This is a genomic window from Streptomyces sp. WM6386, from assembly GCF_000972385.1.
In the GTDB taxonomy this organism is placed as follows: domain Bacteria; phylum Actinomycetota; class Actinomycetes; order Streptomycetales; family Streptomycetaceae; genus Streptomyces.
In genome coordinates this window covers 30,919-53,263 of the sequence record NZ_JXTE01000059.1, presented here as the reverse complement: position 1 = coordinate 53,263, position 22,345 = coordinate 30,919, and the positions used below count along the sequence as shown (strand labels likewise).

21 protein-coding genes are annotated in these 22,345 nt (G+C 70.4%); 7 read left to right on the top strand and 14 right to left on the bottom strand.

Annotated features, from left to right (window positions below; translation table 11 throughout):
* Positions 1-90: 90 nt before the first annotated feature.
* Both TN53_RS30005 and TN53_RS30000 read left to right on the top strand, forming a co-directional pair.
* On the top strand, positions 91-825 hold the full coding sequence (locus TN53_RS30005; protein ID WP_046261854.1) for a FadR/GntR family transcriptional regulator: 735 nt from the start codon (positions 91-93) through the stop codon (positions 823-825).
* Between the two features lie 91 nt (positions 826-916).
* A complete protein-coding gene (locus tag TN53_RS30000; protein ID WP_046261853.1) occupies positions 917-1,603 on the top strand; it encodes a gamma-glutamyl-gamma-aminobutyrate hydrolase family protein in 687 nt (228 codons plus the stop codon).
* 8 nt (positions 1,604-1,611) lie between these two features.
* On the opposite strand, the gene TN53_RS29995 is transcribed toward TN53_RS30000, so the two are convergent.
* On the bottom strand, positions 1,612-2,559 hold the full coding sequence (locus TN53_RS29995; RefSeq protein ID WP_046261861.1) for a phosphotransferase: 948 nt from the start codon (positions 2,557-2,559) through the stop codon (positions 1,612-1,614).
* Between the two features lie 60 nt (positions 2,560-2,619).
* Positions 2,620-3,549 carry a LysR family transcriptional regulator gene (locus tag TN53_RS29990; protein ID WP_046261852.1) on the bottom strand — a complete coding sequence of 310 codons (930 nt, stop codon included), beginning with the start codon at positions 3,547-3,549 and terminating at the stop codon, positions 2,620-2,622.
* A 70-nt stretch (positions 3,550-3,619) separates the two neighbouring features.
* On the opposite strand from TN53_RS29990, the gene TN53_RS29985 reads away from it, so the two are divergent.
* The gene (locus TN53_RS29985; RefSeq protein ID WP_046261851.1) at positions 3,620-4,759 is read left to right on the top strand and encodes a TDT family transporter; all 1,140 of its coding nucleotides are present in this window, start codon (positions 3,620-3,622) and stop codon (positions 4,757-4,759) included.
* Here the strand turns inward: TN53_RS29985 and TN53_RS29980 are convergent.
* The 4 genes from TN53_RS29980 to TN53_RS29965 form a co-directional block, all read right to left on the bottom strand.
* Entirely contained in the window at positions 4,707-5,426 is a 720-nt protein-coding gene (locus TN53_RS29980) for a helical backbone metal receptor (protein WP_046261850.1), read from the bottom strand. The two genes, TN53_RS29985 and TN53_RS29980, sit on opposite strands and share 53 nt — an antisense overlap.
* A 10-nt stretch (positions 5,427-5,436) precedes the next feature.
* Positions 5,437-6,006: a helix-turn-helix domain-containing protein gene (locus TN53_RS29975; protein ID WP_046261849.1), complete on the bottom strand. Its 570-nt coding sequence runs from the start codon at positions 6,004-6,006 to the stop codon at positions 5,437-5,439.
* A 374-nt stretch (positions 6,007-6,380) separates the two neighbouring features.
* Positions 6,381-8,987, bottom strand: a complete 2,607-nt coding sequence (locus TN53_RS29970) for an ABC transporter permease/substrate binding protein (RefSeq protein ID WP_046261848.1) — start codon at positions 8,985-8,987, stop codon at positions 6,381-6,383.
* Positions 8,980-10,068: a quaternary amine ABC transporter ATP-binding protein gene (locus TN53_RS29965; protein ID WP_046261847.1), complete on the bottom strand. Its 1,089-nt coding sequence runs from the start codon at positions 10,066-10,068 to the stop codon at positions 8,980-8,982. Before TN53_RS29965 ends, TN53_RS29970 begins: the two co-directional genes overlap by 8 nt.
* Before the next feature lie 157 nt (positions 10,069-10,225).
* On the opposite strand from TN53_RS29965, the gene TN53_RS29960 reads away from it, so the two are divergent.
* Positions 10,226-11,155, top strand: coding sequence for a 5'-3' exonuclease (locus TN53_RS29960; protein WP_234441726.1), 930 nt, complete (start codon positions 10,226-10,228; stop codon positions 11,153-11,155).
* 147 nt (positions 11,156-11,302) lie between these two features.
* The gene (locus tag TN53_RS29955; protein ID WP_046261845.1) at positions 11,303-12,142 is read left to right on the top strand and encodes a siderophore-interacting protein; all 840 of its coding nucleotides are present in this window, start codon (positions 11,303-11,305) and stop codon (positions 12,140-12,142) included.
* Positions 12,143-12,196: 54 nt separating this feature from the next.
* Here TN53_RS29955 and TN53_RS29950 read toward each other — a convergent pair whose 3' ends face one another.
* From TN53_RS29950 to TN53_RS29940, 3 genes are all read right to left on the bottom strand, one after another.
* Positions 12,197-12,973, bottom strand: coding sequence for an ABC transporter permease (locus tag TN53_RS29950; RefSeq protein WP_046261844.1), 777 nt, complete (start codon positions 12,971-12,973; stop codon positions 12,197-12,199).
* Positions 12,970-14,004, bottom strand: a complete 1,035-nt coding sequence (locus tag TN53_RS29945) for a daunorubicin resistance protein DrrA family ABC transporter ATP-binding protein (protein ID WP_046261843.1) — start codon at positions 14,002-14,004, stop codon at positions 12,970-12,972. Before TN53_RS29945 ends, TN53_RS29950 begins: the two co-directional genes overlap by 4 nt.
* A 174-nt stretch (positions 14,005-14,178) precedes the next feature.
* Positions 14,179-14,769, bottom strand: a complete 591-nt coding sequence (locus tag TN53_RS29940; RefSeq protein ID WP_046261842.1) for a PadR family transcriptional regulator — start codon at positions 14,767-14,769, stop codon at positions 14,179-14,181.
* 254 nt (positions 14,770-15,023) lie between these two features.
* Between TN53_RS29940 and TN53_RS29935 the strand changes: the two genes are divergently transcribed.
* The gene (locus TN53_RS29935) at positions 15,024-16,541 is read left to right on the top strand and encodes an amino acid permease (RefSeq protein WP_046261841.1); all 1,518 of its coding nucleotides are present in this window, start codon (positions 15,024-15,026) and stop codon (positions 16,539-16,541) included.
* A gap of 127 nt (positions 16,542-16,668) precedes the next feature.
* A complete protein-coding gene (locus TN53_RS29930) occupies positions 16,669-17,616 on the top strand; it encodes an RluA family pseudouridine synthase (protein ID WP_046261840.1) in 948 nt (315 codons plus the stop codon).
* On the opposite strand, the gene TN53_RS29925 is transcribed toward TN53_RS29930, so the two are convergent.
* From TN53_RS29925 to TN53_RS29905, 5 genes are all read right to left on the bottom strand, one after another.
* Positions 17,610-19,091 carry a cytochrome P450 gene (locus TN53_RS29925; RefSeq protein ID WP_046261839.1) on the bottom strand — a complete coding sequence of 494 codons (1,482 nt, stop codon included), beginning with the start codon at positions 19,089-19,091 and terminating at the stop codon, positions 17,610-17,612. The two genes, TN53_RS29930 and TN53_RS29925, sit on opposite strands and share 7 nt — an antisense overlap.
* Positions 19,092-19,154: 63 nt before the next feature.
* Positions 19,155-19,775 (bottom strand): GTP-binding protein, encoded by a 621-nt coding sequence (locus tag TN53_RS29920; RefSeq protein WP_046261838.1) that lies wholly within the window; start codon positions 19,773-19,775, stop codon positions 19,155-19,157.
* Positions 19,756-20,163, bottom strand: coding sequence for a DUF742 domain-containing protein (locus TN53_RS29915; RefSeq protein WP_046261837.1), 408 nt, complete (start codon positions 20,161-20,163; stop codon positions 19,756-19,758). Before TN53_RS29915 ends, TN53_RS29920 begins: the two co-directional genes overlap by 20 nt.
* Positions 20,160-20,567 carry a roadblock/LC7 domain-containing protein gene (locus tag TN53_RS29910; RefSeq protein ID WP_046261836.1) on the bottom strand — a complete coding sequence of 136 codons (408 nt, stop codon included), beginning with the start codon at positions 20,565-20,567 and terminating at the stop codon, positions 20,160-20,162. Before TN53_RS29910 ends, TN53_RS29915 begins: the two co-directional genes overlap by 4 nt.
* Entirely contained in the window at positions 20,564-22,147 is a 1,584-nt protein-coding gene (locus TN53_RS29905; RefSeq protein ID WP_095046807.1) for a sensor histidine kinase, read from the bottom strand. Before TN53_RS29905 ends, TN53_RS29910 begins: the two co-directional genes overlap by 4 nt.
* Between the last annotated feature and the right edge of the window lie 198 nt (positions 22,148-22,345).

Here is a 22,345-nt window from a genome sequence, read left to right as displayed (position 1 = left end):
AGCTCCTTCGGGCTTCTGCGCTTTTTTCGGCCGGGCCGGAAGCCATAAGGTATTGCGGAGAACCATTGCTTGGGAAGGGGGTACGACGGGATGTCGCTGGATCCGGAGGGCGACCTGGAGGACCGGTTGACGCCGGTGCTGCGGCCGGTACGGGCGGGCAACGGCTTCGAGGAGGCATTGGAGCAGATCCTGCAGGTCGTACGGCTCGGTCTGGTGCCGGGGGGTGAGCGGCTGCCGGCCGAGCGGGAGCTGGCGGAGCGGCTCGGGATCAGCCGGGTGACGCTGCGCGAGGTGTTGAAGGTGCTCCAGGACCAGGGGCTGGTGGAGTCGCGGCGCGGTCGGTACGGCGGGACGTTCGTGCTGCGGAAGTCGGACGCCGGCGGCGAGGACGAGCTGCGGCGGCGGATCTCCGCGGTCGACATCGAGGACGTGCTCCGGTTCCGCGAGGTGCTGGAGGTGGGGGCGGCGGGTCTGTGCGCTGCGCACGGGCTCGCCGACGACCAGGCGGAACGGCTGCGCGAGGCGCTGGCCCGCACCCAGGACGCTCCGCTGGCGGACTATCGGCGCCTGGACACGATGCTGCACCTGACGCTGGCCGAGCTGTGCGGCTCACCGTCGCTGACCGCGCAGTACGCGGCGGTCCGGGCCACGGTGAACGACCTGCTGGACTGCATCCCGCTCCTCGTCCGCAACCTCGAACACTCCCAACGCCAGCACACCGCGCTGGTGGAGGCGGTGCTGGACGGGGACGCGGACGGGGCGCGGGAGATGATGCGCGAGCACTGCGGCGGGACGGCGGCACTGCTCAGGGGGTTCCTGGCGTGACGGCGCCTTCCGTGCGGCCTGGGGGTCTTGCCTCCGCGGGCATCTCTCGACAAAGGTATGGAAACAATCCTTTGCCGGACCGGGAGGGCGCATGGCGGGCAGGCCGCTGATCGGCATCAGTACGTATCTGGAGGCCGGGGCACGCTGGGGTGTGTGGGAGCTGGCGGCGGCGCTGCTGCCCGTCGGGTATCCGCGGCTCGTGCAGCGGGCGGGCGGGCTGGCCGCGATGCTTCCGCCGGACGCGCCCGAGCATGCCGCCGGGGCCGTGGCGCGCCTCGACGGGCTGGTGATCGCGGGCGGCCCGGACGTCGAGCCGGTGCACTACGGCGCCGAGCGCGAGCCCCGTACCGGGCCGCCGGCACCGGAGCGCGACGCCTGGGAGCTCGCCCTCATCGACGCGGCCCTCGCCGCGGGCATCCCGCTGCTCGGCATCTGCCGGGGCATGCAGCTGCTGAACGTCGCCCTCGGCGGCACGCTCGTCCAGCACATCGAGGGGCACGCGGAGGTGGTCGGTGTCTTCGGGTGGCACTCCGTGAAGCCGGTGCCGGGGACGTTGTACGCCGGTGTCGTCCCGGAGGAGACGTCCGTACCGACATACCACCATCAGGCCGTGGACCGTCTGGGCACCGGTCTCCTCGTATCGGCGCACGCACCGGACGGCACGGTGGAAGCCGTGGAACTGCCTTCCTCCGACTGGGTGTTGGGGGTGCAGTGGCATCCGGAGATGGGTGACGATCTGCGGGTGGTACGGGGGCTGGTGGAGGCGGCGGGGGCCTGAACCGGGGTCTATCCGATCCGGCCTCGCAGCCAGTTCGACGCCGCTTCGCCCTGCGCGCGCTGGAAGGCGCGGACGGTGGGGATGCCCGGCGGCGGGGGCTGCAGCGACTGGTGGACGAAGTAGCCGGCGAGGCCCGCGAGGGCGGCGGTGACGGCGTCCGGGTCGGCGTCGCGGCCCAGTGGGTGCGCGGTGAAGAGCTCCTGCGGGTCGGGGCCTCCCTGGGCTCTGACGCACGGGAGCATGAGGAGCAGGTCGAGCCATGCGGCACCGCGGACGACATGCGGCCAGTCGACGAAGACGACGCGGCCGTCGTCGGTGAGCAGCATGTTGTCGGCGCGCAGGTCGCCGTGGGCGAGGGTGTCGCCAAAGACTGCCTCGGGCCAGGGGGCGGCCAGCTCGGCGAGGTGCGGAAGGTGGGCGGCGGTCCAGGGGTCGAGGTCCGGGTGTGTCTCCTCCAGGAGCCGCCGCCAGCCGCCGTATGTGCCGACGGCGGACGCGGAGGCGGGGGGCGCGTCGCGCACGGGGGACGGGGTGAGGGTCCGGGCGAGGTCTGTCACCGCGTCGAGGACGCGTCTCAACTCCGGCTGCCGCCAGGGCACGTGGGGCTGGCGGCCTGACACGTCCTCGAAGACCAGAGCCACCCAGGTGCCGTCGTCGTAGGTGCCGAGGAGGCGAGGTGCGGGGACGGCGGGTGGGAGGGCGGCTGCGTAGCGGGCTTCTCTGCGGTGGAACACGGGTCCCGTGGCGTTGGTGTCCGCGCTGACGGCCTTGACGAAGGCACGGCGGCCTCGGGCGGTGCGGATGCGCGCCGCGGCGCCCGGGGAGAAGCCGCCGGGTTGAGTGGTGGCGTGGGTGACGGGTTCACCGAGGATGTCGGCCACGGCGTCGCGGACCCGGGGTGGGAGCTCTTCCCAGGGAGTGCGGGCGCCTGCGGCGGGCGGGGCGGTGGGTGGCATGTACAGCATGGTGCGGGTCGGCCGCGGTGGCGGGCCAGGAGTTTTTCGCCGGCGCTGCCCCTACCCCCGCGTCAGCGACAGCAGTTCCCTGGCCGGACCCACCGGTCGATGCCCCGTCGGCCACACCGCCCGCAAGTCCCGTGCCAGGGACACGCCTTCCACCGGCACCCGCACCAGCCGACGCATCGCCAGCTCCTCCCCCACCGCCAGCTCGCTCAGTACCGCCGGCCCCGCGCCGCTCACGACCGCCGCCTTCACCGCGGTGGTGGACGACAACTCGATCAACGGCCGCGCCAGTCCGCCCAGCGCCGCGTCCAGGACCTGCCGCGTCCCCGAACCCTTCTCCCGCAGGATCAACGGCGTCGCCGCCAACTCGTCCGCCGCCAGCGGCCGTCGGCGGCGGGCCCAGGGGTGGGCCGGGGCCGTCACCACGATCAGGTGGTCGTGGGCGATCACGACCGAGTCGAGGCCCGTCGGTACGTTCAGGCCCTCCACGAACCCCAGGTCCGCCTCGTCCGCCAGCAGCCGGGAGGCCACCGCCGCCGAGTTGCCGGCCAGCAACGACACCGCCGTGTCCGGACGTTGGGCGCGCAACGCCAACAGCCAGCCCGGCAGCAGATACTCCGCGATCGTCATGCTCGCCGCCACCCGCAGCCGCGAGTCCCGCCGGTCCCGCAACGCCTGCGCCCCCGCGTCGAACGCCTCCGCGGCCTCCACGATCCGCCGCGCCCAGTCCGTCACCAGCGCGCCCGCGTCCGTGAGACGGGAGCCGCGCGGTGAGCGGTCCACCAGCGCCACACCCAACTGACGTTCCATCGAGCGAATGCGACTGCTGGCCGCCGGCTGGGTGATGCCGATCTCCCGCGCCGCCGCACCCAGGCTGCCGAGCCGGGCCACCGCCAGCAGCAGTTCCAGCGCCCCCAGGTCGGGGACGCGGTGCGCCAGCATGCCACCGGGGGTCGAGGGAGAGCCCTCCCGCTCACTGCTCATAAATCCAGTTTATGTCCTCATAGAGGCGTCGTCCCTGGTGGCAGCCGCACAACCGCGCGATCGTCGCATCATGGTCACCGCAGCCCAGCCTCTTCTCCCCCGTGCCACCGCACGATCCCCGCGTGCCATCGCCGTCCGTCACCTCGGACCCAACTGGTACGCCACCGTCATGGGCACCGCCATCGTCGCCACCGCCGGAGCCGGACTGCCCCTCTCCGTTCCCGGTCTGCGCACCGCCCTCACCGGCGTCTGGGCGCTCTCCCTCGCCCTTCTCGTCGTCCTGCTCTGCGCCCGCGCCCTGCACTGGACCCACCACCGGGACCAGGCCCGCGCCCATCTCCTCGACCCGGCCATGGCGCCCTTCTACGGCTGTCTCTCCATGGCCCTCCTCGCCGTCGGCGGCGGCGCCCTCACCGTCGGCTCCGGCTGGATCGGCACGCGAGCCGCGGTCGCTCTGGACGCCGTGCTGTTCACCGCCGGCACGGCCATCGGACTCACCGCGGCCGTCGCCGTCCCGTACCTCATGGCCGTACGCCATCGGATCGAGCCGTCACAGGCCACTCCCGTGTGGCTGCTGCCGCTCGTCGCGCCCATGGTGTCGGCCGCGCTCGGGCCGCTGCTCGTGCCCCATCTCCCGGCCGGGCAGGCGCGGGAGACCCTGCTGCTCGCGTGCGTGGCGATGTTCGGGATCAGCCTCCTCGCGACCCTGCTCATGCTGCCGCTCGTCTTCGGACGGCTCATCACCGGCGGTCCGCTGCCCCTGGCCCTCACCCCGACCCTGTTCCTGGTGCTGGGCCCGCTCGGGCAGTCCACCACCGCCGTCGACAAGTTCGCGGACGTCGCGCCCGGTGTCGTACCGACGCCGTACAGCGGCGGCTTCGGCGTCCTCGCCGTGCTCTACGGCGTGCCGGTCATGGGGTTCGCGCTGCTCTGGTTCGCGCTCGCCACCACGCACGTCCTGCGCGCCCGGCGGGAGGGCATGGGGTTCGCGATGACGTGGTGGGCCTTCACCTTCCCGGTCGGCACCTGTGTCACCGGGGCGGAGGGGCTGGCCCGGCACACCGGGCTGCTCGCCTTCCAGTGGCTCGCCGTCGTGCTGTACGTCGTTCTCGTGGCCGCCTGGGCCGTCGCCGCCCTGCACACCGCGCGCGGGCTGCTCAGCGGTGCGCTGCTCGCAGGGCCTTCGTCAGCACCCGTGGCGCTTCGCTGAGGGACGGGCCGTACCAGGTGAGGTGCCTGCCGCTGACGAGGGCGCAGGGCAGTTTGGGGAACGCCTCCGGGCCGTCGTCCGCGGTGAAGCGGTAGGGCTCGTCAGGGAGGACGACGACGTCCGGTGCGGCCGCGTTCAGCTCGTCGATCGGGATCCGCGGATAGCGCTCGGGGTGCGTCGCGTACACATGGTCCACGCCCAGACGCGCCAGCACGTCACCGGCGAAGGTGTCGCGTCCCAGCACCATCCAGGGGCGGCGCCAGATCGGGACCACGGCCGTCGTCCGGTACGACGGTTGCGGCAACGCCTGCCACGCCGACTCCGCCTCGTCCAGCCAGCACGGGCGTGTCCGCGCACCGCACGCCTCCAGGACCCGCGCCAGTTCCCGGAAGGCCTGCGGGACGTCCCTCACCTCGGTCACCAGGACCTCGACGCCCGCCTCGCGCAGGGCGGCGAGGTCCGGCTCCCGGTTCTCCTCCTCGTTGGCGATCACCAGGTCGGGGGCGAGGGCGAGGACGCGGTCGGGCCTGGGGTTCTTGGTGCCGCCCACGCGCGCGACGTCGAGGTCCGCCGGGTGGGTGCACCAGTCCGTGGCGCCGACCAGGGCACCGGGGGCGGAACGGGCCACCGCCTCCGTCAGGGAGGGGACGAGGGAGACGACCCTCACTGCCCGACCCTCACGTGCGCGGCCGGTCCCGGACCGCCTCGATGTGCTCGGCCACCGCGACGACCACGACCCGGGTCTCGGGCACGGTCGCCCGCCACCGGTGCCGTACCCCACCGGTGAGGTAGAGCGTGTCGGCGCGGCCGAGCCGGTACGCCCGGCCCTCCGCCTCGATCTCCACCGCGCCGTCGGCGACGTACATCAACTGGTCGTTGCGGAACTGGAATTCACGGCCGGCGTCATGGTCACCGGTGAACTCCTGGGCATGCATCTGATGGTGACCACGCACCAGGGAACGCACCCGGGTCCGGCACTCCGGCTCGGTGTCGTCGGCGCGCACGACGTCGACGCTGCACGCCGGGTCGGCGGCGGCGAGGAGTTCCACGGCGGTGGTGCGCAGGGCGTCGGCCACCTTCTCCAGGGAGCTCTGACTGGGCCGCGCCCGCTCGTTCTCGATCTGGCTCAGGAAGGGCACCGACAGGCCGCTGCGTTCGGCCACGACGGCGAGGGTGAGCTCCAGCGCACGACGTCGCCGCCTGACGGCCGCGCCGACCCGCAAGGGTTGTTCTTTGTGGTCGCCCATCGCTCCGGCTCCCTCCTTCGCCCGTCGGTCCGTTCACACTCTCTGATGAGTTGTCTGCACCCTACGCATGTTCGGCAAACCGTTTCATGCGCCCGTCACATTGCCGTAAACCCCGTGCGGGCCATCTCGCCAACTCCGGCCAGTAGATCAGCTCTCCACCCGCTCCGTGCGGGGTTTGCGCCGTCAGGACGAACCGGCTGACCACGACCGACCCATGAGGCTCAGGGGGCGGCATAGCTCTATGTGGTTGTCCGGATCCTTCTCATGGACCGCGTACGGATGCGCGGGCCCCGGACATGCCCGAGGGGCGGGCCTCGCCACACGCCGTCAGGTCGCGTGGGGAGCCCGCCCCTCGGGCGGCTTCGACAGGGCGGCTACTGCGGAGTCATCCGCTCCGTGACGTCCGGGTGCTCCTTCAGCCAGGCGGCGACGGCCTCTTCCTCGTGGCCCTGGCCCCGCTGGTTGATCTCGGCCTCCAGGGTGCCGAGCTCGTCCTCGCTCATCCGGAAGTTCTTGATCCACTTGGTGAGCTGCGGGTACTGCTCGGGGAACTTCTCGTTGGCGATGGTCCGGATCGTGTTGCCCTCGCCGAAGAGCTTCTTGTCGTCCTTCAGCTTGGTCAGGTCGTACTGGCTGTACGCCCAGTGCGGCGACCAGAGCACGACTGCCACGGGCTGCTTCTTGGCGTACGCGCGCTTGAGCTCGGCCAGCATCGCGGGCGTGGAGCCGTCGACGACGTCGTACTCCTTGTCCAGGCCGTAGCCCGGCAGGACCTTCTTCTTGAGGAGGTTCATCTCGCCGGTGCCCGGTTCGATGCCGATGATCCTCCCGTCGAAGAGGTCGGCCTTGCCCTTGAGGTCCTCGTACGACTTGACGCCCTTGACGTACGAGGGCACCGCGACCTCCAGCGAGGTCGGTTCGTACCAGGTGCCGAGGTCGGCGAGTCTGTCCTTGTTCTTGTCCCAGTAGTTCGCCTGCGCGTACGGCAGCCAGGCGTCGAAGTTGAGATCGAGGTCCCCGGAGGCGAGGCCGGTGTAGACCGGGCCGACGTCCATCTGCTTGAGGTTCAGCTTGTAGCCGCGCCGCTCCAGGACGTTCTTCCAGAGGTAGGTGACGGCGATGTCCTCGTCCCAGGGGAACCAGGCCACGTCGACGGGCCGCTTCGCCTCGGCGGGGGCGGCGGTGCCGGCGACCGGTGCGAGCTTGTCGAGCACACCGGGGTTGGCCTTCAGCCAGGCGCGTACGGCGTCCTGCTGCTTGCCCTTGCCCGCCTTGTTGATCTCGGCTTCCAGACCGGTGAGCTGCTTCTCGCTCATCCTGAAGTCCTTCAGCCACTTGGCGACGACCGGGTTGTCGTCGGCGAAGCCCTTGCGGGCCACCGTGTGCACCCCGTCGCCCTTGCCCCAGGAGCCCTTCGGGTCCTTGAGCTTCTTCAGCTTGTAGTCGCTGTACGCCCAGTGCGGCGACCAGAGCGTGACGACGACCGGTTCCTGCTTGCTGTACGCCCGCTTCAGCTCGGCCAGCATCGCCGGCGTGGAGCTGTCGACGACCTTGTACTCCTTGTCGAGGCCGTAGTCCTTGAGGACCTTGCTCTTGAGCAGGCCCATCATTCCGGCGCTGGACTCGATGCCGGTGATCTTCCCGCCGAACTCGGCGGACCTGCCCTTGAGGTCCGCCAGGGAGTCGATGCCCTTCATGTACGAGGGGACGCTCAGCTCCAGGGAGGTCGGGCCGTACCAGGAGCCCAGGTCGTCGAGCCGGTCGCCGTACTTCTTCCAGTACTCGGCGTGGGTGGTCGGGAGCCAGGCGTCGGTCTGGAAGTCGACGTTGCCGGAGGCCAGGGAGGTGTAGAGGGGGCCGGCGTCGAGCTGCTTGGCGTCCACCTCGAAGCCGCGTTCCTCCAGGAGCTCCTTCCAGAGGAAGGTGGAGGCGACGCCCTCGTCCCAGGGGATGTAGCCGATGCTGACCTTCTTGCCCTGACCGACGTTCTCGCCGACCGGGGTGGCGCTGTCGTCCTTGCCGCCGAACATCCCCATGCCGCCCGCGACGAGGGCGAGGACCACCACGCCGATGACGGCGACCTGCGGACGGGGGCGGTAGGACCAGATCTTCAGGCCCTGTGCGGCGCGTGCCTTGGCGGCGGCGCGGCGGCCCAGCGGGGAGACCTGGGTACCCAGGGCGCCGGTCATGCGGTCGAGGTAGATCGCGAGGATCACGATGGCGACGCCCGCCTCGGACCCGAGGCCCACGTCGAGCTGTCCGATGGCCTCGTTGACGCGTCCGCCGAGGCCGCCGGTGCCGACCATGCCGGCGATCGCGGCCATGGACAGGCCGAGCATGATGACCTGGTTGACGCCGGCCATGACGGTGGGCAGGGCGAGCGGGAGCTGGACCCGCAGGAGGGTGTCCCTGGGAGTCGTGCCGAACGCCTCGGCCGCCTCGACCAGTTCCTTGTCGACCTGGCGGATGCCCAGCTCGGTCATGCGCACGCCGGGGGCGAGCGCGAAGATCAGGGTGGCGACGATGCCCGCGGAGGCGCCGGTGCCGAAGAAGAGGATCGCCGGGATGAGGTAGATCATCGCGGGCAGCGTCTGCATGAAGTCCAGGACCGGCCGGACCAGTCCGCTGACGCGGTCGGAGCGGGCCGCCCAGATGCCGACGGGCACGGAGATCACCAGGGCGATGATCGTGGCGACGAGGACCAGCGAGAGGGTCACCATCGCGTCGTCCCACAGTTCGAGGGAGTCGATGAAGGCGAAGCCCGCGAAGGTGAGGACGCCGGCCGTGGTGCCGCGCAGCCAGAAGGCGATGACGGCGAAGATGCCCGCGAGGAGCAGGGGCTGGGGCGCCTGGAGGACGGCGTCGATACCGTCGTAGGTGCCGGTGAAGACGGTCTTGAGGAAGTCGAAGAGCCAGGCCATGTGGCCGAGCAGCCAGTCGACCGCGTCGTTGACCCAGTCGCCGAGCGGGATCCTAGGCACGGGCCACCGCCTTGTCGCCGCCCTTGTCCCGGGGCGAGTCGCAGGCAACCGGTTCGGACTGCTCGTCGCCGAGGAACGCGACGAGGCGTTGTCGCGGGACGCGGCCGACGAGTTTCCCGGTCTTGTCGAGGACGGCGACGGGGTGTGTCAGCCGGGCGCTGATCGCGCAGAGTTCGGTGAACGGGGTGTCCGGTGTCGCGGTCTCGCAGCGACAGCTGACCTCGTCACCGACGACGTCCGGGTCCATGACGGCGCCCGCGGTCAGGACCCGCGAGCGGTCGACGTCCTGGGTGAAGGAGGCCACGTAGTCGTCGGCGGGCCGGACCAGGATGTCCTCCGCGGTGCCGATCTGGACGATACGGCCGTCGCGCATGACGGCGATGCGGTCGCCCAGGCGCATGGCCTCGTTGAGGTCGTGGGTGATGAAGACGATGGTCTTCTTCAGGGTCTTCTGGAGCTCCAGGAGCTGGTCCTGCATGTCGCGGCGGATCAGCGGGTCGAGGGCGCTGAAGGACTCGTCCATGAGGAGCAGGTCGGCGTCGGTGGCCAGCGCGCGGGCCAGGCCGACGCGCTGCTGCATGCCGCCGGACAGCTCGTCGGGCCAGGACTTCTCCCAGCCGGCCAGACCGCACAGGGCCAGGGCCTCGGTGGCGCGCTTCTCGCGCTCGGCGCGGGGGACGCCCTGTACGGCGAGACCGTAGGCGGCGTTCTCCAGGACGCTGCGGTGCGGGAAGAGCGCGAAGTGCTGGAAGACCATGCTGATCTTCCTCGCCCGGACCGCGCGCAGGTCGCGGTCGCCGAGCGCGGTCAGGTCCTGACCGTCGAAGCGGACGTGTCCGGCGGTGGGTTCGAGGAGGCCGTTGAGCATGCGCAGCAAGGTGGACTTGCCGGATCCGGACAGGCCCATGACGACGAAGATCTGGCCGGGCTCCACGGTGAAGGAGGCGTCGACGACCGCGGCGGTGGTGCCGTCGGCGCGCAGCTCCTCCCGGTCGGCTCCATCGCGCAGTCTCTCGACTGCCTCACTCGGTCGTCTGCCGAACACCTTGTAGAGATGTTCGGCCTCTAGGCTGGCTGACACGCGTACCTCTTGGCTCGGGGGCGGGGGTCAGTGGCGGCGCCTGCCCTCGACCGACCAGGCCAAACGCCCAAGTGGTTCAGTTCACAACCAGTCCGTGGGATCGCCGTGGAGGCTTCACATCGCTGGGGACCCGTGACTGTCGGCGCCGTACGGCATGATGCGAGGCGTGACCGGACGACTCATGCTCCTCGACACCGCCTCCCTCTACTTCCGCGCCTACTTCGGCGTCCCGGAGTCCGTGAAGGCCCCGGACGGCACGCCGGTGAACGCCGTGCGCGGGCTGCTGGAATTCATCGACCGCCTGGTGAAGGACCACCGCCCCGACGAGCTGGTGGCCTGCATGGACGCCGACTGGCGTCCTCAGTGGCGAGTCGACCTGATCCCCTCCTACAAGGCGCACCGCGTCGCCGAGGAGCGCGAGGTGGGGCCGGACGAGGAGGAGGTGCCGGACACCCTGTCGCCGCAGGTCCCGGTCATCGAGGAGGTCCTCGACGCGCTCGGCATCGCGCGCGTGGGCGTCGCGGGGTACGAGGCGGACGATGTGATCGGCACGTTCACCGCTCGGGCCAAGGGCCCGGTCGACATCGTCACCGGGGACCGCGATCTGTACCAGCTGGTGGACGACGGGCGCGGGGTGCGGGTGCTGTACCCGCTCAAGGGCGTGGGTACCCTCCAGCTCACGGACGAGGCGTGGCTGCGCGAGAGGTATGGGGTCGACGGGCGGGGGTACGTGGATCTGGCGCTGCTGCGCGGCGACCCGAGCGACGGTCTGCCGGGGGTGCCCGGTATCGGGGAGAAGACGGCCGCCAAGCTGCTGGCCGAGTTCGGCGATGTCGCCGGGATCATGGCGGCGGTCGACGACCCGAAGGCCAAGCTCACGCCCTCGCAGCGCAAGCGTCTGGACGAGTCCCGGCCCTATGTCGCGGTGGCGCCCAAGGTCGTTCGAGTGGCGGACGACGTGCCGCTGCCGGACGTCGACACGGCGGTGCCGCGCGGCCCGCGTGATCCGGCGGCGGTGGAGCGGCTGGCGGCGCGCTGGGGGCTGGGCGGGTCGCTTCAGCGGCTGCTGACGACCCTGGCACCGTAAATCATGTTCTCTTCTGAGTGAATGAGCTTCTCTTCAGGAGGAATCCATACTCTCCGCAATGGCTTAATCTTGGCCTCATACAAGGGGTGTTAAGTAGGGGAAGATGCTAACTTAGGTAAGCCTAAGCGAAGAGTCAGGGAGGCCGCCATGGCAGAACGACCGGGACGCAAGCCGCGGAAGCCGCATTCCGCTCAGGTCGTCCGCACCGAGCGGCTGACCCCGCACATGCAGCGTGTGGTGCTCGGAGGTGAGGGTCTCGCCGACTTCTCGGCGGACACCTGCTCCGACCACTATGTGAAGCTGCTGTTCCCGGCCGGGGGTGCGACCTACCCGGAGCCCTTCGACATGGAGCGCATCCGCGAGGAGTTCCCGCGCGAGCAGTGGCCGGTGACGCGGACGTACACCGTGCGCCACTGGGATGCCGAACACCGTGAGCTGACCCTGGACTTCGTGATCCACGGCGACGAGGGCCTCGCCGGCCCCTGGGCGGCCGGCGTGCAGCCGGGCGAGACCGTCCGGTTCAGCGGCCCGGGCGGCGCCTACACCCCCGATCCGGCCGCCGACTGGCATCTGCTCGCCGGGGACGAGAGCGCGCTGCCCGCGATCGCCCGCTCCCTGGAGGTGCTGCCCGACGGCGCCACGGCGTACGCCTTCATCGAGGTCTCCGGGCCCGAGGAGGAGCAGAAGATCGACTCCGATGTGGAGGTCGTCTGGCTGCACCGCGGGGACCGGCCGGTCGGCGAGGCGCTGACCGAGGCCGTGCGGGCGCTGGAGTTCCCGGCGGGCCGGGTGCACGCCTTCGTCCATGGCGAGGCGCACTGCGTGAAGCAGCTGCGGCACCTGCTGCGCGTCGAGCGCGAGATCGCGCGCGAGGACCTGTCGATCTCCGGGTACTGGCGGCTCGGCCACAACGAGGACGGCTGGCAGGCCTCGAAGCGGGACTGGAACGCACGGATCGAGGCGGAGCAGGAGAGCACGCCCGCCTAGTCCGCTGGGGCAGATAGGCGGTGTGGGAGGGCGCAGCGGCGCCCTCCCACACCGCTACACGGACCGCTGGTACGACCGGAACGTCCGGATCGACAGCCACACCGCCGCCACCGCCAGCGCCGACAGCGCACCGCCCCGGACGAGCACATCACTCCAGTCGGGGTTCTCGGACAGCGCCGAACGCCCCGCCACCATCGCCCAGTCGAGCGGGTTGAAGTCGGCGATGTGCCGCATCCACCCCGGCATCTGGGCGGGCGCCATGAAGGCGGAGGACAGGAACGTCAGCGGCAGCAGCAGGAACGTGTTGATCCCGATGATCGACTCCCGCTCCCGCACCAGCATGCCCAGCGCGTTGGACAGCGCCCCGAAGACCGTGCCCAGCAGCACCGAGGCGAGCACCAGGACCGCGATCCCGACGATCCCGCCCGGATAGTCCGCCCCGCCCAGCAGCCCGAGCAGCACGATGATCACCGACTGCGCGGCGGTGACCAGGCCGTTGTTGACGACGTTGCCGTTCATCAGCGCGGCCCGGCTGACCGGGGTGGTCAGGAAGCGGTCCAGGGTGCCGCGCTGGATCTCGTCGAGCGTGGTCATCCCGGCCCACATGTTGGAGCTCAGCGCGCTCATCACGACCACGCCGGGGACGAGGTAGTCGAGATACGAGGTGGCGCCGAAACCGCCGAGCTCGACGACCTCGCGGAACAGACTGCCGAACAGGAACAGCCAGATCACCGGCTGGATCAGAGTGATGACCGCGTACGCGGGCTGCCGTGCGAACACCATGAGTTGACGCTGCGTCATGTACCAGGTCTGGGAGACGGCGGTGCTCATCGGGCACCTCCCGCGAGGGCGAGGCCGTCAGGCCGGCCGGCTTCCCCCGCTCCCTCGGCCGCCTCGGCTTCCGAGTAACGGCGGCCGGTGTAACGCAGGTACACGTCGTCGAGCGAGGGGCGGGCCACGGTCGCTGCGGCGACATCGACTCCGGCGCGCTCGAGTGCGCCCAGGAGGGCGGGCACCGCCGCCGCTCCGTCGTCGGCGCGGACGCTGACCCGGTGCCCGTCGACCAGGACCTCGTGCACGCCCGGCAGTCCGCCGAGGGCGCTCCTGAGCAGCGTACGGCCGGCTTCGCCGAGGCCGGAGCGGAGCTCCAAGTGGACGGCGTCGCCGTGGAGTTCACCCTTGAGGGAGTCCGGGGTGCCCTCGACGACGACCCGGCCGCGGTCGACGATGGCGACGCGCTCGGCGAGCCGGTCGGCCTCTTCGAGATAGTGCGTGGTGAGCAGGATGGTCAGCCCCTCCTCGCCGGAGAGCCGGCCGATCTCGTCCCACATCGCGCTGCGGGCCTCGGGGTCGAGACCGGTGGTGGGCTCGTCGAGGAAGAGCACCTCGGGGCGGTGCACCAGGCCGAGGGCGACGTCGAGGCGGCGCCGCATACCGCCGGAGTAGCCCTTGGCCCGACGGTCCGCGGCGTCGGTGAGGGTGAAGCGGTCCAGGAGCTCGGCGACGCGCCTGTCGAGGCCGGCTCCCCTCAACCCGTAGAGCCTGCCCTGCAGTCGGAGGTTCTCGCGGCCGGTGGCCCCGGGGTCGGCGCCGGAGTTCTGTGCGACCACGCCGATCGCGCGGCGCACTCGGCCCGGGTGGCGCAGCACGTCGTGCCCGGCGACGGTGGCCGTGCCGGAGTCGGGGCGGGCCAGGGTGGTGAGGATCTTGACAGTGGTGGACTTGCCCGCGCCGTTGGGGCCGAGAAGGCCGAAGACGGTGCCGGGTTCGACGGTGATGTCCATGCCGTTGAGGGCGGTGACATCACCCGGGTAGGTCTTGATCAGCTGACGCGCCGCGACTGCGGGCGCACGGGTGTTCATGACAGGTGCTCTCCTGGGTGAGCGGATGACAGCTGATCCGCGTGAGGAGCACCGGGCTATCCTGGGTGTGCCGCACCTCGATCGCCTGGATGTGCCTCACGGCGGATTCAGCTCGGGGTTCGAGGCCCCGGCGGGCTGCTCCAACAGCCGTGCCGGGGCCTGTTCTTCGTCAGGTCACGGTTCGTGGAAGCCCTTCCACTCCTCGATGCCGGGCAGTTCGCCCTTCCTGATCTCGTCGAGGAAGCCGCGGACCCATGCCGCTTCCGCCTCGATCATGTGGAGCTGGTACTCGTTCTCCACGAGGAAGAGCCGGGGCAGGGTCTCGTACAGCTTCTCCAGGGCGCCCCGGCCGGAGGCGATCCGGACCTCCAGGGCCTCGAGCCGCTCCTCCAGCAGTGAGATCACGTCGTCGGGGTGCAGCACGCCGAGCAGCGAGAGCCCGGTCTCGAAGATCGGGTACTCCTTGGCCGGGAAGGCGACCAGGTCCGACATCCACTCGGTGGTCTCCTGACGGCCGGCATCGGTGATGCCGTAGACCGTCCGCTCGGGCCGGTTGCCCTGCCGCTCCACGTCCGTGACCTCGACGAAGCCATGCTTTTCGAGGTTCTGCACGACCGTGTAGAGCGAGCCGTAGTTGATCTTCGTGCTGGAGTCCTTGCCCTGGCGGCGCAGGGTCTGGGCGATCTCGTAGGGATGCATCGGCTTCTGCCACAGGGTCGCCAGCACGGCGAGCGCCAGGGGGTTGCGGAGCTTGCGCCGCCTCATGGGCCGATTCACCTCACATCTCTACTTCGATCCGAATATTCGTAGCCGAATATATCGTGATCTACGACAGCCCGTCAATAGACACGATGTATCGCGTTTTGACGGCGTGCGCAAGGGAGGTGAGGACTTGGGCCCACCTTCGACATGGCCGCGTCACGCGGGCGAAACAGCGGCTCCCTAATTTCTGTCGCCCGACAGGAATTCAGCGCCCGCACCGCTGTCCCGCTCTTCCGCCGCCGAAGGCAGGTGCCGCCGTGACGACGACCAGCCCCTCCGAAGTCCGCCCCGATCCACCGCACTCCCCCGGCGACCACTCGCTCGCCGAGTTCGGCTACCGCCAGGAACTCCACCGCAGCCTGGGCCGGTACGCGTCGTTCGCGGCCGGGTTCTCCTTCATCTCCGTCCTGACGACGGTCTTCCAGTTCTTCGCCTTCGGGTACGCGTTCGGCGGCCCCGTCTTCTTCTGGGCCTGGCCGGCGGTGCTGGTCGGGCAGTTGCTGGTGGCCGCCTGCTTCGCGGAGCTGGCCGCGCGTTATCCGATCTCCGGCGCGATCTATCAGTGGTCGACACGGCTGTCGAACCTCACCTTCGGCTGGTTCGCGGGCTGGATCATGGTGATCGGGCAGATCGTGGTGGTCGCGGCGGCCGCGCTGGCACTGCAGATGGTGCTGCCGGCGATCTGGTCGGGCTTCCAGCTGATCGGCACCGATCCGGCGCCGACGTCGGCGGACGGCGCGGCCAACGCGGCGCTCCTGGGCGTGCTCCTGCTCGTGCTGACGACACTCGTGAACGTGCTCGACAACCGGGTGATGTCCGTGATCAACCGGGTCGGGGTGACGGCTGAGATCATCGGCGCGGTACTGATCGTCGTCCTGCTGCTCACCCACTCCGAGCGCACGCCCGGCATCACCTTCCACACCGAGGGCGCGGCCCAGTCCGGCCTGTTCGGTGCCCTGTTGGTGGGTTCCTTCACGGCGGCGTACGTCATGATCGGCTTCGACAGCGCGGGTGAGATGAGCGAGGAGACGCGCGATCCACGGCGCACCGCACCCCGCACGATCCTCACGGCACTCGGCGCGGCAGGCCTCCTGGGGGGTCTGATCGTGCTGGGCGGCCTACTGGCGGCGCCGAGCCTGACCGACGGTCGCCTGGCGGTCGACGGGCTGAGCTACGTCCTCACCAGCAGCCTGGGCGACGGGGTCGGCAAGCTGCTGCTGGCGGACGTGGTCGTGGCGATCGCGGTGGCGACCCTCGCCATCCAGACGGCGGCCTGCCGGATGCTGTTCTCCATGGCCCGCGACGGCCAACTCCCCTTCGCGGCCCGCCTCGCTCGCGTCCACCCCCGCACCGGTATGCCCAACGCTCCCGCCCTGGTGGTCGGTCTGCTCGCCGCGGCCCTGCTGCTCCTCAACTTCGCCTCCCCGGAGGCGTTCCTCGCCATCGGCACGACCTGCATCGTGATGCTGTACCTGGCGTACGCGATGGTCACCGGCCCCCTCCTGGTCGCCCGCCTCCGCGGCCGCTTCACCTCGCAGGGCACGGACGAAAGGGGCGGCAAGCTCTTCTCCCTGGGCCGCTGGGGAGTCCCGGTCAACGCCCTCGCCCTGCTCTACGGCCTGTTCATGACGATCAACCTGGCCTGGCCGAGGGCGGAGGTGTACGACCCGGCGGGCGGCCACTGGTACTTCCAGTGGTTCACGGTCCTGTTCCTGGGAGCGACGCTGGTACTGGGCGTGGCTTGGCGGCTCCTTTACAGGCAACGTCAGCAGTAGCGCCCCAAAGGGGCGCAGGGAACTGCGCGACCAGCCCCCACGGCGCCACACGCGACCGCCAACACATCGCCCCACCTCCTTAGTCGCCCCCGCCCACCGCCGGAGGCACCCCGTACTCTTGATCCCGATGAGACGGCGTACCGCTCCCCCGCCCTCCCCGCTGCCCCAGCGCGACGGGGTGGACCCGGTGCGGGTGCGCCTGCCGGGCGAGGGCGACTGGGCCACCGTGCGGGAGCACCTGGTGGAGCGGCTCAGGGGTGCGGGCGCCGGAGTCGTCGAGGGGATGTTCACCCGGGGGCTCATTGTCGGGGCGGACGGCACTCCCGTGGCACCCGATGCCGCGTACGTGCCCGGCATGTACGTGTGGTTCCACCGCGAGCTGCCGTACGAGGTGCCCGTGCCCTTCCCCCTGGAGCTCGTGCACCGCGACGAACACATCGTCGTCGTCGACAAACCGCACTTCCTCGCCACCACGCCGCGCGGCAGCCATGTCACCGAGACCGCGCTCGCGCGACTGCGCCGGGAACTCGGCATCCCGGAGCTCGGGGCCGCGCACCGGCTCGACCGGCTCACCGCCGGACTGGTGCTGTTCACGGTGCGGCCCGAGGAGCGGGGCGCCTACCAGTCCCTGTTCCGGGACCGGAAGGTGCGCAAGGAGTACGAGGCCGTCGCGCCCTACGATGCCGCGCTCGCCCTGCCTCGGACCGTGCGGAGCCGAATCGTGAAGGAGCGCGGGGTGCTGGCCGCCTATGAGGTCGAGGGCGAGCCGAACGCCGTCAGCCGTGTCGAACTCCTCGACCGGCGTGACGGGTTGGGCCGGTACCGGCTCACGCCCACCACCGGCCAGACACATCAGCTGCGCGTCCACATGAACGCCCTCGGCGTTCCCATCCTGGGTGACCCGTTGTATCCGGAGGTCGCCGCCCCCGTGCCGGCCGGGGAGTTCCGGCATCCGCTCCAACTACTGGCGCGGGCGCTGGACTTCACCGATCCGCTCACGGGGGTGGAGCACCGGTTCCGGAGCACTCGGGTGCTGGAGGCCTGGGCGGAGCACGGCGACCGGGCCGGTCAGTAACCCCGCCACCACCGCAGGAAGCGGCGCCAGGCGCCCATCGGGCGGGCCGGTTCGGGCGTCGGCGCCGGCTGCGGCGGGGCGGCGGGCTGGGGCTGGGGCTGGGGTTCGACGGCCGCGGGTTGCGGCCGCTCCGTGCCGACCTGCCAGTTGGGCCGCTGCTGCGGAACCGGGGCGTGGCCCGGCTTCTGCATGATGTCCTGCTGCGGCTTGGGCGCGAACCGGACGGGCAGTTCCACGAGGTGGCGCGAGGAGATCGACTGCCGCCACTCCAACTCGTCCTCGTCGCAGTCGAGCTGGACGTCCGGCAGCCGCATCAGCAACGCGTCGACGCCGGTGTCGGCGATGCCACGGGCGATGTCCTGACCGGGGCACTCGTGCGGGCCGCCGCCGAAGGCGAGGTGCGAGCGGTTGCCCTGCATGTTGGCTTCGAGGTCGGGCCGGACCCGTGGGTCGACGTTGCCCGGCGCGATGCCGAACAGCAGACCGTCGCCCTTGCGGATGCGCTGGCCGCCCAACTCCGTGTCCTGCTTGGCGTAGTAGGCGAAGACCGTGCTGAACGGCGGCTCGTCCCACAGCGACTGCTCGACCGCCTGCGGCACCGTCATCTGTCCGCCGTTGAGCTGGGCGCGGAAGCCCGGGTTGGTGAGCACCTCACGCAGGACGTTGCCGATGAGGTTGACCGTGGCCTCGTAGGCCGCCATGAGGACGAGCCACAGGTGGGTGGTGACCTCTTCGTCGGTGAGTTTCGCCGGGTGCAGGACGAGGTGGCTGGCGAAGTCGTCGCCAGGCTGCTTGCGGCGGCGTTCGGCGAGGCCCTGGAGAACACCCATGACGTAGGCCTGGCTGGAGTTGGCGGTCTCGGTGCCCTTGAGGAGGTCGCGGGTGGCCTGTACGAGCCGGTCGTTGTACTCCGCCGGCATGCCGAAGATCTCGCACATGATGGCCATCGGCAGGTGCTCGGCGAACTGGGCGATGAGGTCCGCGTCGCCCTGCTCGCAGAACTCGTTGACCAGGCGCTGGGTGTAGCGGTTGATGTGGCGCCGGATGGCGCGGTAGTTGATGGTCGACATGGCGCCGGTGACGGCGCCGCGCAGGCGCAGGTGCTCGTCGCCCTCGGCGTAGGAGCAGATGGGCGCCCAGGCGATGTGCGGCATCATCGGGTGGTCGGGCTTGACCATGCCCTCGATCTGCGGGGTCCAGATGCGGCTGTCCCGGCAGAAGTGCGAGGGGGTACCCACCATGTGGAGGTTCTCGGCGTGGCCGAGGACGATCCACATCGGTACGTCGTCGTGGAGGAGGACGGGCGCCACCGGGCCGTGTTCCTCGCGGAGTTTCTCGTAGAGGCCTTCGAGGTCCTGCGCCTCGGGGCCGTACAGCCGGTGCAGCCCGCCGGGGCCACGGCCGTGGGCGGGGCAGCCGGGAGGCGGGCCGGCCGTGGGGTCGGCACCGGTCAGGGATGGGGGTTCAGGCGTCACTGTGATCGCTCCGAAGTGGATCCGGTTGCTGGGGAGTTGAGGTCGGGTGAGGTCGCCGGGCGGTCAGGTGAGCCGGCCGGTCAGCGCGAGCGAGTGCAGGAAGCGCATCAGGGTCATCAGGGTGTCGCGGCTGGAGGCCCGGCGGCGTGCGTCGCACTCCACGATGGGGATGCCCTCGTCCAGGTCGAGCGCGCCACGCAGGTCCGCGATGGGGTAACGGGGCCCGTCCGGAAAGGAGTTGACGGCGACGATGAAGGGCACGCCGCGCTCCTCGAGCCGTCCTATGACGTCGAAGCTGACCTCCAGACGGCGGGTGTCGACCAGCACCACCGCACCGAGCGCGCCCTCGAACAGGCCGTTCCACAGAAACCAGAAGCGTTGCTGGCCGGGGGTTCCGAACAGATACAGCACGAGCTGGTCGGTGATGCTGATGCGGCCGAAGTCCATGGCCACGGTGGTGGCGGTCTTGGTCTCGGAGCCGTAGTTGTCGTCGACCCCGATCCCTGCCTGGGTCATGGTCTCCTCGGTGGTCAGCGGCCTGATCTCGCTGACCGACCCGACCATCGTCGTCTTGCCGACTCCGAAGCCGCCCACGATCACGATCTTCACCGCGGCCTGGGCCGTGTGCGGCAGTTGATCCTCTGTGCGTGGTCCGGGGATGGTGTCAGAGCCTTTGAAGTCCATGCATCACCGCTTCGAGAAGGGAACGGTCGGGGAGCGCCTGACGGACGATCGGGGCGCGCGCCGTCACCAGTTCGGCCGTCAGCATCTCCGTGAGCAGGACGGTCATCACACTGAACGGCAGGCTCAGATAGGCCGAGAGCTCGGCGACCGAGATCGGGGCCGTGCTGAGTCGGAGGATCGCCGTCTGCTCAGGGGTGGCGGAGGGCGGAGGGTCGGCGCGCGCCACGATTAACGCGACCAGGTCGAGGTCGGCCCGCTCCCCGTCCGGTCCGGCGACCACGTAGAGCCGTTCCGGGGGGCGCTTTCCGGTGCCCTCGCCCGCGGGATTCGGGGGCGGTTCTTCCGGTGCTTGACTGGGGTACCGCCGCTGGCGTTGCGGAGGAGTCATACGGTCTGCCCGTTCCGCCGGGGCGGACTGGTGAGATGGGCGCCGATTCTGACGACGAGGTCGCGCATGCGGTTGCTCATCAGACCGGGTTCGGCGACCACGTCGGACAGCACCGCGAGATAGGCGTTGGCCCCCGCGGCCATCAGATAGAAGTAGCCGCCGTTGATCTCGATGATGACCATCTTCATCCGGCCGTCGCTGTCCGGGATCTCGTGGGCGACGGCGTGGGCGAGGCTCTGGAGCCCCGCACAGGCCGCGGCGACACGGTCGGCGGCGTCCGGGTCGCCGCCGTAGCGCGCGATGCGCAGGCCGTCGGCGGAGAGCACCACGATCATCTCGATGCCTGGTACCCCGTCGGCGAGGTCCTTGAGCATCCAGTCGAAGTTGGCGCGCTGCTGGATCACGTGTGGTCCCTCTCGTCGTCGGCCTCGGTCCGGGCCGGCTCGGTGGTCTGCTGGGTGGGTGCGCTCGGGGCGGGGGCGCCCTTGAGTCCGTTCCAGAAGGCCTCGACCCACAGTCCGGGCTCGGGTTCCTTCTTCTCCGGCTCGGGGGCGGGGGCGGGCGTCGACCAGATGGTCGGCTTGCCCTCCCGCTCGGCCTTCTCGATGGCCGCCTGCTCGGCGAACCGCTGGGCGAGCGGCGTCTTGACCCGGCTGCGGCGCTGCGGCAGCCCGCCGGCGGTCCACTCGGTGACCTCGGGGACGTCGTCCTCCATGGACACGCCGATGGGGATGCGCGGGCTGGTGGGACGCCGCCTCTTCGGTGCGCGCTTGGGACCTTCGAGCGCACCTTCGGTCTTCGGTACGGCACCGGCGCCGATGCCGTGGGCGAGTCCGGGGGCCGGATCGCTGGTCATCATCTCGCGTGGCACGATCAGGACGGCGCGGACACCGCCGTACGCCGAGGAGCGCAGCGAGACCTGCATGTTGAACTGCGTGCACAGCCGGCCGACGACGGCCAGGCCCAGGCGCGGGGAATCGCCCAGGTCCTGGAGGTCGACACCGGCCTTGGCGCTCTCCAGCATGCCCTCGGCCTTGGCCCGGGCCTCCTCGCTGAAGCTGACGCCGGCGTCCTCGATCTCGACGGCGACGCCGGTCTGCACCTCGCTGGCGGTGACGTGCACCTTGGTCTGCGGCGGCGAGTAGCGGGTGGCGTTGTCCAGGAGCTCCGCGACGGCGTGGATGACCGGCTCGACGGAGATGCCGCGGATGTTGACCTGGGCGATGGAGTCCAGCTTGATGCGGCGGTACTCCAGGATGCGGGACATGCCGCCGCGCAGCACGCTGTACAGCGGGACGGGATCGGGCCACTGACGGCCGGGGCGGCCGCCGCCGAGGACGGAGATGGAGTCGGCGAGGCGGCCGATCAGCGCGGTGCCGTGGTCGATGCGCAGGAGGTCGTCGAAGACCTCGGGGTTGCGGCCGTGGTCCTCCTCCATCTCGCGGAGTTCGTTGTTCTGCTGGTGCACGATCGCCTGGACACGGCGAGCGATGGAGACGAAGGAGCGCTGCGTGGAGTCACGGAGGGCTTCCTCGCGGTCGATGATGTCGAGCACCGAGTGGATCAGCATGAGCTGCGACTCGGGGAGTTCGCGGTAGGTGGGGTCGATGTCGCCGAGTTGGCGAATCACCTCACCGGGGGAATTTCCGGATCGCAACCGGTAGATGGCGGCGGGTGTGATCTCTTTCGCGAGGCGGAGCATGTCCTCCTCGTGCGAGCCGACCCGTCGTTCCAGATACGCGCTGTTACGGGCGTACTCGGCGCGCAGCTCACGCAGGGCCCGGCCGCGACGCACCACTTCGGAAGCCGCCGCGAGCACCAGGAGCGTGGCGACGGCGCCGCACCAGGCGACGGCCGTGCGGGCCGGCTCCTGGACCACGGCGGCTGCGGCTCCGGTGGCCGCGGCCATCAGTATCGCGGGGAGCAACAGCACGCGCGCGTAGGGAAGTTCACGGCGTACGGGTGGGGATTGAACACTCACCATGTAAGGCCCTCGAAAACGAATCGGCTTGGATGCGCATACATAGGGAACAAGCGCACGAATACATCTCAACTCGGTGCGCCGCGGGCGAGCTTAGTCCGACCGGATCATCGCCGTGTCATATTCAGCAAGCACCTGAAATGGGGCGCGGACAAGGAGTACCCTCAGCTCCATTTACACGCAGAGGTTCCGTTCGCACAC